Origin of the sequence: Citrobacter sp. Igbk 16 (assembly GCF_028069755.1) — a bacterium.
Lineage (GTDB): Bacteria > Pseudomonadota > Gammaproteobacteria > Enterobacterales > Enterobacteriaceae > Citrobacter.
The window spans coordinates 92,115-106,182 of record NZ_JANEWJ010000008.1; the positions used below are offsets into that span (position 1 = coordinate 92,115).

General features: G+C 52.0%; 14 protein-coding genes and 1 riboswitch. Of the genes, 5 read left to right on the plus strand and 9 right to left on the minus strand.

The window, feature by feature from the left end; genetic code table 11:
• Window positions 1–80: 80 nt before the first annotated feature.
• The 4 genes from NNO03_RS07910 to NNO03_RS07925 are packed head-to-tail and all read left to right on the plus strand — an operon-like array spanning window position 81 to window position 5,022.
• Entirely contained in the window at window positions 81–1,517 is a 1,437-nt protein-coding gene (locus NNO03_RS07910) for a cytosine permease (RefSeq protein WP_271449244.1), read from the plus strand.
• A 34-nt stretch (window positions 1,518–1,551) separates the two neighbouring features.
• Window positions 1,552–2,310: an electron transfer flavoprotein subunit beta/FixA family protein gene (locus tag NNO03_RS07915; RefSeq protein ID WP_271449245.1), complete on the plus strand. Its 759-nt coding sequence runs from the start codon at window positions 1,552–1,554 to the stop codon at window positions 2,308–2,310.
• A gap of 18 nt (window positions 2,311–2,328) precedes the next feature.
• Window positions 2,329–3,282 (plus strand): electron transfer flavoprotein subunit alpha/FixB family protein, encoded by a 954-nt coding sequence (locus NNO03_RS07920; RefSeq protein WP_271449246.1) that lies wholly within the window; start codon window positions 2,329–2,331, stop codon window positions 3,280–3,282.
• A 42-nt stretch (window positions 3,283–3,324) separates the two neighbouring features.
• Window positions 3,325–5,022 carry an electron transfer flavoprotein-ubiquinone oxidoreductase gene (locus NNO03_RS07925; RefSeq protein WP_271449247.1) on the plus strand — a complete coding sequence of 566 codons (1,698 nt, stop codon included), beginning with the start codon at window positions 3,325–3,327 and terminating at the stop codon, window positions 5,020–5,022.
• A 110-nt stretch (window positions 5,023–5,132) separates the two neighbouring features.
• Here NNO03_RS07925 and ychF read toward each other — a convergent pair whose 3' ends face one another.
• On the minus strand, window positions 5,133–6,227 hold the full coding sequence (gene ychF / locus NNO03_RS07930; protein ID WP_005122324.1) for a redox-regulated ATPase YchF: 1,095 nt from the start codon (window positions 6,225–6,227) through the stop codon (window positions 5,133–5,135).
• 115 nt (window positions 6,228–6,342) lie between these two features.
• A complete protein-coding gene (pth, locus tag NNO03_RS07935; RefSeq protein ID WP_003020814.1) occupies window positions 6,343–6,927 on the minus strand; it encodes an aminoacyl-tRNA hydrolase in 585 nt (194 codons plus the stop codon).
• A gap of 274 nt (window positions 6,928–7,201) precedes the next feature.
• Between pth and ychH the strand changes: the two genes are divergently transcribed.
• Window positions 7,202–7,480 carry a stress-induced protein YchH gene (ychH, locus tag NNO03_RS07940; protein WP_048211449.1) on the plus strand — a complete coding sequence of 93 codons (279 nt, stop codon included), beginning with the start codon at window positions 7,202–7,204 and terminating at the stop codon, window positions 7,478–7,480.
• 46 nt (window positions 7,481–7,526) lie between these two features.
• On the opposite strand, the gene NNO03_RS07945 is transcribed toward ychH, so the two are convergent.
• The 7 genes from NNO03_RS07945 to NNO03_RS07975 form a co-directional block, all read right to left on the minus strand.
• On the minus strand, window positions 7,527–8,336 hold the full coding sequence (locus NNO03_RS07945; protein WP_271449248.1) for a cytochrome c1: 810 nt from the start codon (window positions 8,334–8,336) through the stop codon (window positions 7,527–7,529).
• Between the two features lie 4 nt (window positions 8,337–8,340).
• On the minus strand, window positions 8,341–9,513 hold the full coding sequence (locus tag NNO03_RS07950) for a cytochrome b N-terminal domain-containing protein (RefSeq protein WP_271440906.1): 1,173 nt from the start codon (window positions 9,511–9,513) through the stop codon (window positions 8,341–8,343).
• A 1-nt stretch (window position 9,514) separates the two neighbouring features.
• Window positions 9,515–10,066 (minus strand): ubiquinol-cytochrome c reductase iron-sulfur subunit, encoded by a 552-nt coding sequence (gene petA, locus NNO03_RS07955; protein ID WP_005122337.1) that lies wholly within the window; start codon window positions 10,064–10,066, stop codon window positions 9,515–9,517.
• Window positions 10,067–10,090: 24 nt separating this feature from the next.
• A complete protein-coding gene (locus NNO03_RS07960; protein WP_202038479.1) occupies window positions 10,091–10,531 on the minus strand; it encodes a pseudoazurin in 441 nt (146 codons plus the stop codon).
• Window positions 10,532–10,549: 18 nt separating this feature from the next.
• Complete coding sequence (locus tag NNO03_RS07965; RefSeq protein WP_271440908.1) at window positions 10,550–11,329, minus strand: ABC transporter ATP-binding protein; 780 nt, start codon at window positions 11,327–11,329, stop codon at window positions 10,550–10,552.
• A complete protein-coding gene (locus NNO03_RS07970) occupies window positions 11,326–12,390 on the minus strand; it encodes an iron ABC transporter permease (protein WP_271449249.1) in 1,065 nt (354 codons plus the stop codon). Before NNO03_RS07970 ends, NNO03_RS07965 begins: the two co-directional genes overlap by 4 nt.
• A gap of 65 nt (window positions 12,391–12,455) precedes the next feature.
• Window positions 12,456–13,508 carry an ABC transporter substrate-binding protein gene (locus NNO03_RS07975; protein ID WP_271449250.1) on the minus strand — a complete coding sequence of 351 codons (1,053 nt, stop codon included), beginning with the start codon at window positions 13,506–13,508 and terminating at the stop codon, window positions 12,456–12,458.
• Window positions 13,509–13,718: 210 nt separating this feature from the next.
• Window positions 13,719–13,949, minus strand: a riboswitch (cobalamin riboswitch).
• Window positions 13,950–14,068 lie beyond the last annotated feature (119 nt).

The following is a 14,068-nucleotide window of genomic DNA, read 5'->3' on the forward strand; positions in this document are numbered from 1 at the left end:
CCAGGCTGTTCCGGCCTGGAAATTCGATGGGTAAAAGCACCATTTCCAGGTTCGTTCTATAACGTGAGGAAGCATGCATCATGAACATTGACGACAGTACACAACAACATGTAAAGCCTGCAGCCGTGGCTCCGCTAATTGAGTCACGCTCCATTGACTACATTCCTGAGGCTGAACGACACGGCAGTTTGTTCAGTCAGTTTACGCTGTGGTTTGGCGCAAACCTGCAAATTACAGCAATTGTTACCGGCGCATTGGCCGTGGTGTTGGGCGGTGATGTGTTCTGGTCGCTGATTGGATTATTCGTCGGGCAGGTACTCGGTGGCGCAGTGATGGCGCTCCATGCTGCGCAGGGACCGAAACTGGGTCTTCCACAGATGATATCGAGCCGGGTGCAGTTTGGCGTATACGGTGCAGTGTTGCCGATAATCCTGGTCTGCATGATGTACGTGGGTTTTTCCGCGGGGGGGACGGTACTCGCTGGCCAGGCCATCGCGCAGCTCGTCAACGTGAGTGACTGGTTTGGTATTCTGATATTTGGTGTCGTGATTATCACCATTACGGTTTGCGGTTACCGCGTGATCCACGGGCTGGGTAAACTGGCGAGTGTGGTGGGTATCGTCATCTTCTTTTACCTCTTTTTTAAAATTCTCTATGGCTATGATGTTCAGACATTGCTGGAAAATCGCCACTTTACGCTGACCAATTTCTTGCTGGCGATGTCCCTTTCAGCATCATGGCAGATAGCATTTGGCCCCTATGTTGCCGACTATTCGCGTTATTTACCGAGCAACACGTCTACAGTAAAAGCATTTTTCGCTGTCGGACTGGGTAGCGTCGTGGGGACTCAGGCATCCATGGTGCTGGGGGTTTTTGCTGCCGCGATAGCAGGGAAACAGTTTGCGGGTCATGAAGTTGCGTACATCGTCGGCCTGGGCAGTACAGGGGTTATTGCCGGTCTGTTATTCCTCGGCATCTTCTTTGGTAAGGTCACCATTACTGCACTGAATGCCTATGGCAGTTTTATGTCACTCGCCACTATTGTCAGCGGCTTCCGTGGAAAACATAACGTATCACCCGGTATGCGTCTGTTTTTCATCATTCTCATGGTGGGGTTCTCTACGCTGATCGGTTTGTTAGGACAGCATGAATTTCTGAAGTTGTTTACCGCATTCTTGTTGTTTTTATTGGCCTTCTTCACCCCGTGGAGTGCGATTAACCTGGTGGATTACTACCTTGTCACCAAAGGGCGCTATGACTTGCCCGCACTCTCTGATCCTAACGGACGCTATGGTCGCTGGAACATGACCGGCATCCTCACTTATCTGTTCGGTATTGTCGTCCAGTTACCGTTTATCGCGACCAGCTTTTATACCGGCTCACTCGTTGAAAGCCTGGGCGGGACTGATATCTCCTGGATTGTTGGCCTGCTGGCAACCGGGGTGGTCTATTTTGTGGCTACGCGGTTCTGGCCGCCCTCTATCGTACCGGCACTGATTTTGCCTGAAGAGCGCTAGTTTTCTCGCTCATACAAAACAGAAGGAATATGAAATGAAAATCTTAGTGGGCGTGAAACGTGTTATCGACCATAACGTCAAAATACGCATCAAAGCTGATGGAACCGGCGCTGAGCTGGAAAACGTCAAAATGTCGATGAACCCTTTTGACGAAATTGCGCTGGAAGAGGCGGTGCGTCTGAAAGAAGCCGGCGTAGCAAGTGAAGTTGTTGTTGTTTCAGTCGGGGATCTTTCTTCTCAGGAAACGCTACGCAATGCGCTGGCCCGAGGTGCTGACAAGGCGCTGTTAGTTGAAACCGAGCAGGGGGCAACATTCGGTTCATTGGACATCGCGAAAATACTCCAGCGACTTGTCGCGCAGCTAGAACCTCAGCTCATCCTGCTGGGCAAGCAAGCGATTGATAATGACGCCAACCAGACCGGGCAAATGCTGGCCGGATTACTGGCGTGCAGTCAGGCAACCTTTGCATCGGCGCTGGATGTGACCGACGACGGACGCATTACTGTCACCCGGGAAATTGACGGTGGTTTAGAGGTGCTCTCCCTGGCATTGCCTGCGGTGGTAACTGCCGATTTGCGCCTGAATCAACCTCGTTACCCAAGCCTGCCGAATATTATGAAAGCGAAGAATAAACCTCTGGAGATTATCTCATTGGCATCTATGGGTTTTGTACCCTCGAAACAGTTAACCACCCTCAATATCACCGAGCCGAAAAAACGCAATAGCCGCTGTCAATGGCTGGAAAATGCGGCCCAACTGGTTGCGGTGCTAAAAGAACACAAAGCCATTTAACTCTTAGAGGATGCCGAAATGAGTCAGACATCAATTCTTGTTATTGCCGAACACGATAATCAGACGCTCAAAAGCAGCACCCTGACAACCCTCACCGCGGCGCAGCATATTGCTGCCGGCGGCGAGGGGAGGGTTCACTTGCTGATTGTGGGCCATCAGTGCCAAAACGTTGTGGATGCCGCGCGAACCCTCGGTGGGGTCACTGAAATACTGGTTTGTGACGCACCTCATTACGCCAGCCTTCTGGCGGAAGAGGTGTGCGCAGCGGTTGTCCCCCTGGTGACTGATTTCACCCATGTACTTTTACCGGCGACCGGATACGGAAAAAATATCGCACCGCGGTTAGCGGCAATGCTGGATGTCGCACAAATTTCTGATATCACCGAAGTCTGCGATGCAAATACGTTTGTGCGTCCAATTTATGCAGGTAATGCCCTGGAAACGGTGCGCAATAATGGCGGACAACTGGTCATTACCGTGCGCGGTTCAGCCTTCACGCCATCGCAACATGCCGGGAATGACGTACGGGTAACGCCGGTTCAACCAACCGCCGCGCTGGCATTGTCACGCCATGTGAGCCAATCACTTACGCCGTTTTCTCGTCCGGAACTGAGTACTTCAAAAATCGTCATTTCGGGGGGACGCGGACTGAGTGCGAAAGAGAATTTTCAACTTATTGAGACCATTGCCGACAAGCTTGGTGCAGCAATTGGCGCATCCCGTGCCGCCGTTGACGCCGGTTTTGTGCCTAATGATTATCAGGTAGGGCAGACTGGTAAAATTATTGCCCCCGACCTCTATATCGCCGTAGGTATTTCCGGTGCGATACAACATTTGGCGGGCATGAAAGAAAGCAAATTAATTGTCGCCATTAATAAAGATAAAGAGGCGCCGATTTTCCAGATTGCAGATTACGGTATCGAAGGCGATCTGTTCCAGATTTTACCCGAGCTGGAGAAAGCGCTGGCGTAACCCGCCATGCCCCATCACGTTTTTTCTTTCTCAGGAGGAATTATGCATCCAGACAGGTCAGCGCTCGACACCCAAAAGATCCGTGAGGCAATGGAGTTTGATGTCATGATTGTGGGGGGCGGTCCATCGGGGCTGGCGGCGGCGATTCATCTGAAGCAACTGGCGGCACAGCGCCAGCAAACGCTTTCCGTTTGCCTGATCGACAAAGGAGCCAGCATTGGTGCACATATATTGTCCGGAGCGGTCATTGATCCTGTTGGATTGAATGAACTGCTGCCGGGCTGGCAACAAAAGCTGTCATTACCGCTAACGCCAGTGACGGAAGATCGTTTTTTGTTTTTGGGTGCCCAAAAGCAGATTCGTGTACCGCAAATATTTTTACCTGAATGCTTTAAAAATCATGGCAATGTGATTGGGAGCCTTGGTCTTGTGTGCCAGACCCTTGCCCAGCAGGCGGAACAACTGGGCGTCGAAGTCTTTGCCGGATTTACGGGGTCTGAGGTGCTTTATGATGAACAGGGCGCCGTAATCGGTGTCGCTACCGGTGATATGGGGCTGGATAAATCAGGTCAGCCGACTGCGCAGTATCAGCAAGGGATCAACCTGCTCGCCAGAACCACGCTTTTTGCTGAAGGATGCCGTGGGCAGCTAGGAAAAACAGTAATTGAGAAGTTCACACTAGACCGGGATCGCGCCCCCCAGACCTACGGACTGGGGTTGAAAGAAGTGTGGCAAGTTCCCCCAGAGCAGCATCAACCGGGGCTGGTGGTGCATTGTGCCGGTTGGCCGTTGGGTGCAGCAACCTACGGCGGTGGCTTTGTCTACCATTATGGCGATAACCTGGTCGCGGTGGGATTGGTTGTTGGGCTGAATTACAGTAATCCGTGGTTGTCACCGTTTGAAGAGTTTCAACGTTTGAAAACGCATCCGGCCATTTCTGCGCATCTGCAACAGGGGAAGCGCCTCAGTTATGGTGCCAGAACGATGGTTGCGGGAGGATTGTCTTCACTGCCGATACTGAGCTTTAAAGGGGGGGCACTTCTTGGCGATAACGCTGGATTTTTAAACGCCGCACGAATCAAAGGCAGCCACTGCGCGATTAAAAGTGGAATGCTGGCTGCCCGGGCGACTCTCGAGGCTTTAGACATCGCACTGGCTCAGGGGCAGTATCTGGCAGATGAAGCGACTCTGACCGCGGTTTATCAGCAGGGCTTCCAGGACAGTTGGCTGTACCGCGAACTATACCAAACGCGTAACTTTAAACCCTATATGAAGAAGGGACTGTATACAGGCTCTCTCTTATTTGGTGCGGAACAACTGTTATTGAAAGGCCATACACCGTGGACGTTAACACTGAAACAAAGCGATCATCAGGCACTCAAACCCGCCTCCAGCGAGGCGAAGATTAACTATCCAAAGCCTGACGGCGTGCTGACATTCGACCGCTCTTCATCGGTGTTTTTGTCGAATACTAACCATGAAGAAGATCAGCCTTGTCATCTGAGGTTGAAAGATGAGCGTATCCCGCTCACGGTCAATCTGCCGTTGTACGCGGCCCCGGAGACACGTTACTGTCCGGCGGGTGTCTATGAAATTGTCGAGCTGGAGCGGCAACCTCATCTGCAAATTAATGCGCAGAACTGCCTGCACTGTAAGGCTTGTGATATTAAAGACCCAACGCAAAATATCACCTGGACGGCTCCTCAGGGAGGCGAAGGTCCTTTGTATCAGGGAATGTAATACGGCTGTTCTGAGTAAACCAGAGAGACAAAAAACCACGCAATCGCGTGGTTTTTTGTCTCTCTGGACTGATGAGGTTCGATGGAACCTCATCAGTCAGCAGAAATGATTTAGACGTTGAACAGGAAGTTCATCACATCGCCATCTTTAACGATGTAATCTTTACCTTCTGCACGCATCTTGCCGGCTTCTTTCGCACCTTGCTCACCTTTATAGGTGATGAAGTCTTCAAATGCGATGGTTTGTGCGCGGATAAAGCCTTTCTCGAAGTCGGTGTGGATCTTACCGGCTGCCTGCGGGGCAGTTGCGCCGACAGGGATGGTCCACGCACGAACTTCTTTCACGCCAGCGGTGAAGTAGGTCTGCAGGTTCAGCAGTTCGTAGCCTGCGCGGATAACGCGGTTCAGGCCAGGCTCTTCCAGGCCCAGTTCAGCCATAAATTCGTCACGGTCAGCATCGTCGAGTTCAGCGATGTCAGCTTCAACAGCGGCACAAACGGCAACCACGACGGAGCCTTCAGCGTCGGCGATTTCGCGAACTTTATCGAGGTACGGGTTGTTTTCAAAACCGTCTTCGTTCACGTTGGCGATATACATGGTTGGCTTCAGCGTCAGGAAGCTCAGGTATTTGATGGCTGCCTTGTCTTCGTCAGTCAGGTTTTTCAGCGCACGCAGCATACCGGCGTTTTCCAACTGCGGCAGGCATTTTTCCAGTGCAGCCAGTTCAGCTTTAGCGTCTTTATCACCGCCTTTGGCTTTCTTCTGTACGCGGTGGATAGCACGCTCACAGGTGTCGAGGTCGGACAGTGCCAGTTCGGTGTTGATAACGTCGATATCGTCAGCGGGATCCACTTTGTTGTTAACGTGGATAATGTTGTCGTTTTCGAAGCAGCGAACAACGTGACCGATAGCTTCGGTTTCACGGATGTTGGTCAGGAACTGGTTACCCAGGCCTTCACCTTTGGATGCGCCTTTTACCAGACCCGCGATATCCACAAATTCCATTGTGGTTGGCAGGATACGCTGCGGTTTGACGATTTCGGCCAGCTGATCCAGACGAGGATCGGGCATCGGGACAACACCCGTGTTCGGCTCGATAGTACAGAACGGGAAGTTTGCCGCTTCAATACCCGCTTTTGTGAGCGCGTTGAACAGGGTGGATTTGCCTACGTTTGGCAAACCGACGATACCGCATTTGAATCCCATGTTTAAATCACCTTAATCTTTTGATATTCAACCTGTTATGGAAAACAGATTGTAGAAATGTAAATAACTCTGCCTATTATACACAGCACGCGAGAAAAATGCCGCACATCGCTGCTTATTGCGCTTTAAAGGTGTGTAACCGGCTCGTTGCTTTGGTCAGTCCATCTTTGAATAAAATCTCGGTACAACGTGCCGCTTCGTCAATGGCTTCATCAATTAACTTCTGTTCTGAAACAGGCGGTTTGCCTAAAACAAAACCGACAACTTTATTTTTATCGCCCGGATGGCCGATTCCAACGCGTAAACGATGAAAGTTAGGGTTATTGCCTAACTTGCTGATGATGTCTTTCAGGCCATTATGTCCGCCATGACCACCGCCCAGCTTAAATTTGGCGACGCCAGGTGGCAGATCTAATTCATCGTGGGCGACCAGAATTTCATCAGGGTTAATGCGATAAAAGCTGGCCATCGCGCCAACGGCTTTGCCGCTCAGATTCATAAATGTGGTCGGTACCAGCAGGCGGACATCTTCACCTTCAAGCGTGACTCTGGAGGTGTAACCGAAGAACTTCGGCTCATCGCGCAGGGGCGCACGGAGTCTCTCTGCCAGTAAATCGACGTACCATGCGCCTGCATTATGTCGCGTTGCCGCATACTCTGCGCCGGGGTTCGCCAGGCCGACAATCAATTTAATCGCCACGTAATTTGTCCTGAGTGTGTCTATAACCGGCGTGTAGTTTACTGTTTGCCGACGCGCTTGACAAAAAACTACGTGGGTCGTGCCGAAAACTGAATAATTGCAGGAATGGACTATTGGAAATTGAGGGTGTTCAGTAGGTTATTTGTAAAGTTTTGTTGCATGGGTGTTTGTATTTGTGATCACAGGCGCACTTGCGAACGGCAGTGTTGTCTATACTTTACACATAAGGATTAGGGGTATTCCCTGTAACAACCCAAAGTTCCGGAGGTGACACATGAAACGCAAAAACGCTTCGTTACTCGGTAACGTGCTCATGGCTTTAGGGTTGGTGGTGATGGTTGGTGGTGTTGGTTATTCTATTTTAAACCAGTTGCCGCAATTTAATCTGCCACAGTTTTTCGCACATGGTGCCGTGCTCAGTATTTTTGTTGGCGGTGTCCTCTGGCTGGCGGGTGCCCGCGTCGGGGGACATGAACAAATCAGCGATCGTTATTGGTGGGTTCGCCATTACGACAAACGCTGCCGTCGTAATGATAGCCAACGCCACAGCTAAGAGCTGACATAACCTGCAGACCAGCCAGCGTTTCGCTGACTGGTCGTTAGTTTTTCTCGTTGCTGCGCGAGCGGGATCGCCTGCGCTGTAACAGTGCTAATAACGCCAGCATACTCGCCAGATATCCCATAACGACCGCTCCCTGATGTTTTCTACTTTCAAGCTGCGGGTCAGCGGCCCACGCCAGAAACGCGGTGACATCTCGTGCGTACTGTTCTTCCGTTTGGGGAACATGCGTTTGCATAGCCCAGGTGATGTCATTGTCAGCCAACGGTTTGGGCATATTAATCATCCCGCCAGGGAAAAAACAGTTGGTTTTCATCTCAGGGTCATCGGTTGCATACCCGGTCAGCAGCGCATAAACGTAATCAGCGCCTTGCTCGGTGTAGGGGGTGAACGCATCCAGTAAAAATCGCGGAAACCCGCGGTCGTAGGTCCGTGCTCGAACGATATAGCTCAGGTCAACCGGCAGCGCGCCATTATTAAGGTATTTTGCTTCCTGTTCATTCAGATAAGGTGACGCGAAAACATCGTTCAGATTGCCTTCCCGTTCGCCGGGTTGACCGTCGTCTTCAATTGTCGCAAAGACGTAGCCGCTGGCCAGTGTTTTGGCCTCCGCCTCACTGAGTTGTGGCCCTCCAGCTTTAGTTAACGTTTTGAAAGTGAGATATTTCATACCGTGGCAGGCCCGGCATTTCTCTTCATAGACCTGCAGCCCGCGTCGCAGTTGTTCGCTATCGTGTTTACCGTTCATGCCGCTAAACGACCATGTCTGCGCGGTGGGTAGCTGTGCGCAAATCGCGTTGCTCAAGAAAAGAGCCAGAGTCAGAGTTACAGTGGTTAGAAATCGCGCCATGATGTCAGTCCTGTCGTTCCAGTAAACGTCGGCACGGCAGCACAAGCAGAAACCATGCAAAATAAATAACTGTTGAAAGCTGAGACGCCGCGCGTGTCCAGCCATCGTCATTGCTAAAACCCTCAACTAAGTCCGGCCCAACCAATGCTTTTGAACCCAACCAACCCAAAAAGAGCGCATTGGCGACCCAAAGCCAAAAAAAGGTTTTAACCAGCCGACTGTTATTGCGAAACCGCGCGTGTGACGTATCCAGCCAGGGGAGAAAATAGAAAATCAGTACCGCAGCGCACATCGCAGTGATGCCTGCCAGTTCATTGGGGAAGCAGCGCAAAATGGAGAAGAAAGGCAGGAAGTACCATTCAGGTGCGACGATAGCCGGTGTGAGTGTCGGGTCTGCTGGAATAAAGTTATCGGCGCTGCTGAGATAGTGCGGCGCGAAAAACAGAAACCAGGCGAACAGCATTAAAAAGAGGGTGAGTTTGATAGCATCGCTTTCGGTGATGCGAAAATCGAACAACAAACGCTGAGACTCTTTGGGCGAAAATGTTTTCTTCCGCGCGTGGGCAAACGCCGACTGGACGGTACGGATGTGCCATATCGTGACCACGACAATGGCGAAGGGAATGATAAAGTGAAGGACATAAAAACGGCCTAATGTCGGCGTGCCGGGCATATAGCCACCGACTAAAAAGGTATATAGCGTATCGCCAATAAACGGTATCGCCCGGGCGAAACTGGTGATGACCGTAGCGGCCCAGTAGCTTTTTTGCCCCCAAATCAGGCTATAGCCGAGAAATGCAGTGATCATCAACAGCACATACAGCGTCACGCTGATTGCCCACATCTTCAGATAGGGTTTGCGGTAAACGTTGTAATACATTGCCCGGAAAATATGCAGATAACAGGCGAAGAAAAAAAGCGACGCGCCAATAGCATGCAGATTGCGCACCAGCTCACCGTGTCTGACCGCGCGCAGAATATGAACAATAGAGTCAAAAGCGGATCCCGCTGTAGGCACATAGAACATAGCCAGCACGATTCCGGAGAGCATTTGCACGCCCAGCATGACCAGCAATATGAGACCGATAGCAAAGATCCACACTCCAGCGACTGAGCGGGGGACGGGAAGACGAAACTGCAGGTGATACCAGGGGGCTGACGGATAAGCGGATTTCATCTCAGGCATCCTTCGTACCAATTCGCAGACTCAGGCCGTCAGCTGACACGCTAAAGTCAGGGATGGCCAGATTCGCCGTCGCCGGGCCTCGCGTTACGCGCCCGGAGGTATCGAACTCGGAACCATGACACGGGCAGACCCAGCCTTGGCCGTTGGGGTTGGCATTGGGTACACAACCAGCGTGGGGGCAGTAACCTTGTACTACCAGCCACTGAGGATGTGCCGCTGCCACCCGCTCGCTATCCGCCTGTGGATCGGCCAGTAGACGCAGGTCAGCTTGCCGCGCCGCGGCGATCTCCTCCGCCGTGCGGTGGCGAATCAGGATCAGTTTTCCCTGCCAGATACGCTTCACCGTCTGGCCGGCTGTTACGCCAGCGAGGGAGACATCAACAGGTTCATTTTCCGCCACCGTTTTATCATCCGGACCCAGCGCGGAAATGAGTGGCCAGACGGCGGCGGTCACGCCCGCTGCGCCGACAAATTTCGTCAGCTTGCACAGGCAATCGCGTCGCTGAGTTTGGATTGTTTCGCTAAGCGTTTTTTTATCCACCACCGTTATTCTCCCTTTATGACCGCGTTACTGTTTATCGAGGCGGGTATAAATTTCCTGAAAACGCTTATCGGCAAGACCAGGGGCTTTGAACGCGCGGTAGCTGTCGGGTAACACGGCGTCGCCGACTTTAATCAGCATGATCATGCCCTGCGCGTAGTGCGGTGAACATTTGATGCCGTAGAAACCTGCATTGTCGTATTTCACTTCAATCTCTTCATCGATTTTTCCGATAAAACCGGGGTATCCGGCGGGAGAGAGTTCGGCAATCGACGCGGCATTGTGGCTCTTATGTTTGCGGATAAACTTCACGCTATCACCAGGCTGGATCGCCAGATAGTCCGGCTCATAAACCATCGGGCCGCCTGTACCGCGGTTTTTCATCAGCACTTCGTAGGTTTGTGCAAAAGCCGTCGAGGTGAAGGCTAACAGGCATAAGATTTGCAAACTTTGCTTAACACGTTTCATTGTGGTTCCTTTCAGTGTTTACGCGGGGCGTTGGTAACGGATAAAACAGCTCATGTCGTCGGGGGCGTGTTCGACAATCGCGTCGATGCCAAACCAGCTGTTAAGATTTTCACGGGTAAAAATGGCGGCAGGATGCCCCTGCATCGCCAGTTGTCCAGCCTTCATCACCATGATGCGATCGCAGAACATCGCCGCATGATTCAGGTCGTGTAGGGCGGCGATGACGGTGAGTTTTTCACGTTTAACCAGATTGAGCAGGCCAATCTGATGCTGGATATCAAGATGGTTTGTCGGCTCATCCATCAGCAGTACCTGCGGCTGCTGTGCCAGCGCTCTGGCGATGTGCAGACGTTGACGCTCTCCGCCGGAGAAGGTATGCCAGCAGCGATGCTGCATGTTTTGTAGGGAGACTTTTTCCAGCATCGTCTGCACAATATCGTCGTCTTTCCTCGACCACGGCGACAGCAGGCTCAGCCATGGCGTGCGACCAAGCGAAACCGCCTGAATAGCGGTAAGACGCTCGCTGGTTTCAGCCTGTTGTTCAACCAGTGCCACCTTTTGCGCCAGATGGCGGCGTGAATAGCGACGAATATCCTGGTGATTTAGCGTAACGTGCCCGGAAGACGGTTTCAGTAATCCCGCCAGGAGCGAAATCAGCGACGTTTTCCCGGAACCATTGGGGCCGATAATACCGACAAACTCACCGTGCGAGACCTGAAAAGAGACATCATTGACGATGGCTTTGCCTTTAACCTCCCAGTACAGATGCTGGGCGTTTACCACAGGATTAGCGGTCATTTCCCCGTATTCCCTCGTATCAAAATGATGGCAAATGCAGGTGCGCCGACCAGTGCGGTAATCACGCCGATCGGCAAGACCTGTCCTGGAAGCAAGGTGCGTGAAATAACATCCGCGACGATAAGGAAAATGGCGCCAATAAGAGCGCTGACGGGCAATAGGCGATGGTGCTGATTTCCCACCAGTAACCGCGCAGCATGGGGAATGACCAGCCCGACAAAGCCAATGGCGCCGACGATTGACACCATGATGGCCGTCATCCCTGTCACGGCGGCAATCAGTACGCCACGGGTGCGTTTAACGGGAATGCCCAGCGATGCCGCCGATTCCGCGCCAAATGAGAATGCATCCAGATGGCGGGCGTAGCAAAAGCAAACGACGATGCCAATCAGCGCAGTAGGGATGGCCAGCACGACATCTGGCCAGCGTACCCCGCTGAGATTGCCCAGCAGCCAGAACATGATGCCCCGAGCCTGTTCGGCATTGGCTGAACGCGTAATGATGAGTGAGGTAATGGCATTGAATAGCTGCGAACTGGCAATCCCGGCGAGAATTATTTGCGTGGTGGCCGAGCCGCTTTTGCCCCTTGCCGCCATGGCTAATAGCGCGACAAACAAAAATGCCGTCAGCGCGCCAATAAACGCGCCAAGCGACATGGAAATGATCCCTGCGCCAAGTCCGGTCAGAGCAATGAGCACCGCGCCCGTTGAGGCTCCGGCAGAAATCCCCAGCAGGTAAGGTTCGGCCAGCGCATTGCGCAGCAGCGATTGGAGAACCACGCCTGAGACCGCCAGACAGGCTCCGCAGCAGGCGGAAACCAGCGCACGGGTCAGGCGGTAGTTCCAGATAATCCCGGCATCAAGCGCATCCACCGTATACTGTGTATCAAACAAGCGGTTTGCCAGCGTATGGCTAACATGCCGCCACGGGATAACCGTCTCACCGATTGAAATGCCCGCCAGAAGGACGCCGCACATCACCATGCTGACCCATAGCGCGTGGAACAGCGTCCGGCCAGCAAGCTGGCTCATGGCATGGCGCGTCCTGCGTAATTCGCTCATTATTTACGACTTCCCGGGATACGAAAGGGCGCTATGCCCGCATAAGGCATAACGCGCGACGAGAGTTAGTGAGTCGTCTGAGGGTGCGCCAGGCCATATTGCACCAGCGCATCGGCGAGTTTTTCCAGCCCGTCAATGGTTCTGATACCCGCGTTCATGGTCTGCACGTCGATCACCGGCAGGTGGTTTTCTTTCACTGCCGGGATCAGCCGGGTAACAGGATCGGATGTGAGGTATTCCATTTTGACTTTCCAGTCATCGGCCGGGAAGCGGCGACGGCCCATCTCGCCGAGGAGGATGACCGATGGGTTGGCTTTGGCAATGGTTTCCCAACCTACAGTTGGCCACTCCTCAGCGGAATCAATGACATTTTTCACCCCAAGAGATTGCGCTATCCACGCCGCGGGGCCAAATTTCCCGGCGACATAGGGGTCAAGCTGCAGGTCGGCGCTGGAGAACCAAAAGACGGCAGATACGTGGTTGTCCATACCGGCAATCTTCGCTTTTGCGGCGGCTTCACGTGCTTTCAGGCTGGCAATTAGCTCATCGCCTTTATCCTGCACATCAAAAATTTTCGCCAGGTCGGCAATTTCCTGATAGACCATGGCGATATCAAACATGCTCTTACGCACGCCGTCACCGCCGTCTTCGTTGTCTTTGGCGCAATCGGCTGGGGCGGTATAAACCGTAACGTGTAATTCGCTAAATTGTTCGTAAGAGGCAACTGTGCCTGCAGGGCCAATCTGCCATTCAAACTGACTGGCCACCAGATCCGGTTTTTTCGCAATAATCCCTTCGAAACTCGGGATGTTTTGCGCAATGACCGCAATCTTGTCATTCGCCGCTTTGTACTGTTCAGGTACCGGACCAAACCACAGTGATGTCCCAACAACACGATCGGCCAGACCCAGGGAATAGAGGATTTCAGTACTGTTTTGTCCAACGGTAGTCACGCGTTTTGGCGCATGATTAAACGTAATATCCCTACCACAGTTTTTGATCGTCAGTGGATATTCTGTTTTAGCCGCAGAAGCCATATTGCTGGTCAGGAAGAGTGCTGCGCCAGTCAGTGCCAGAAGTGAAAGTTTGCAATAAGCAGAAGTTATTTTTGCGTGCATTAGTGTTGTCCCGTTCATGCCAGAATCTGAACGTCTGGTCATGGTTCATTTCGTTCCATAAATTCGGGACAGGCACATGACGATAGATGACATCTAATCGTGAACTGCGGGCAAGATAATATGAAAATAAAGCATATTGTTGCCAATTTGTTCAGAAATTATATTATACATTCGTCAAATAAATCACCCCATGGACCATCCCGTCCACTCAATGTATACAACCTTGACAGCAGGTCTCCTGGCTCGCGGCAATCTGAATATCGGCCTTCCCATAAATGCGTTCTTTACAGTGACCGGTCGTGGATAATCCACGACACAGTGATATTCAGTTTCCGCTTACAGTTGCGGGGGCAGCTATGGCATAAGATTAAAATAATCCGCACCATATTCCGTTTCAAAATGATCAATAGATTCTGAAATACTGTCGGTGGGGACTTTATCGGTATCGAATAGCCCCGTCAACCGCTTGAATAAGTAGGGTTGATATCACTTTTAGTTTTTAATTCAATAAAATCAATGCGTTGATTTTATGCTTGTGACATTAATTATGTGGAAAGCAC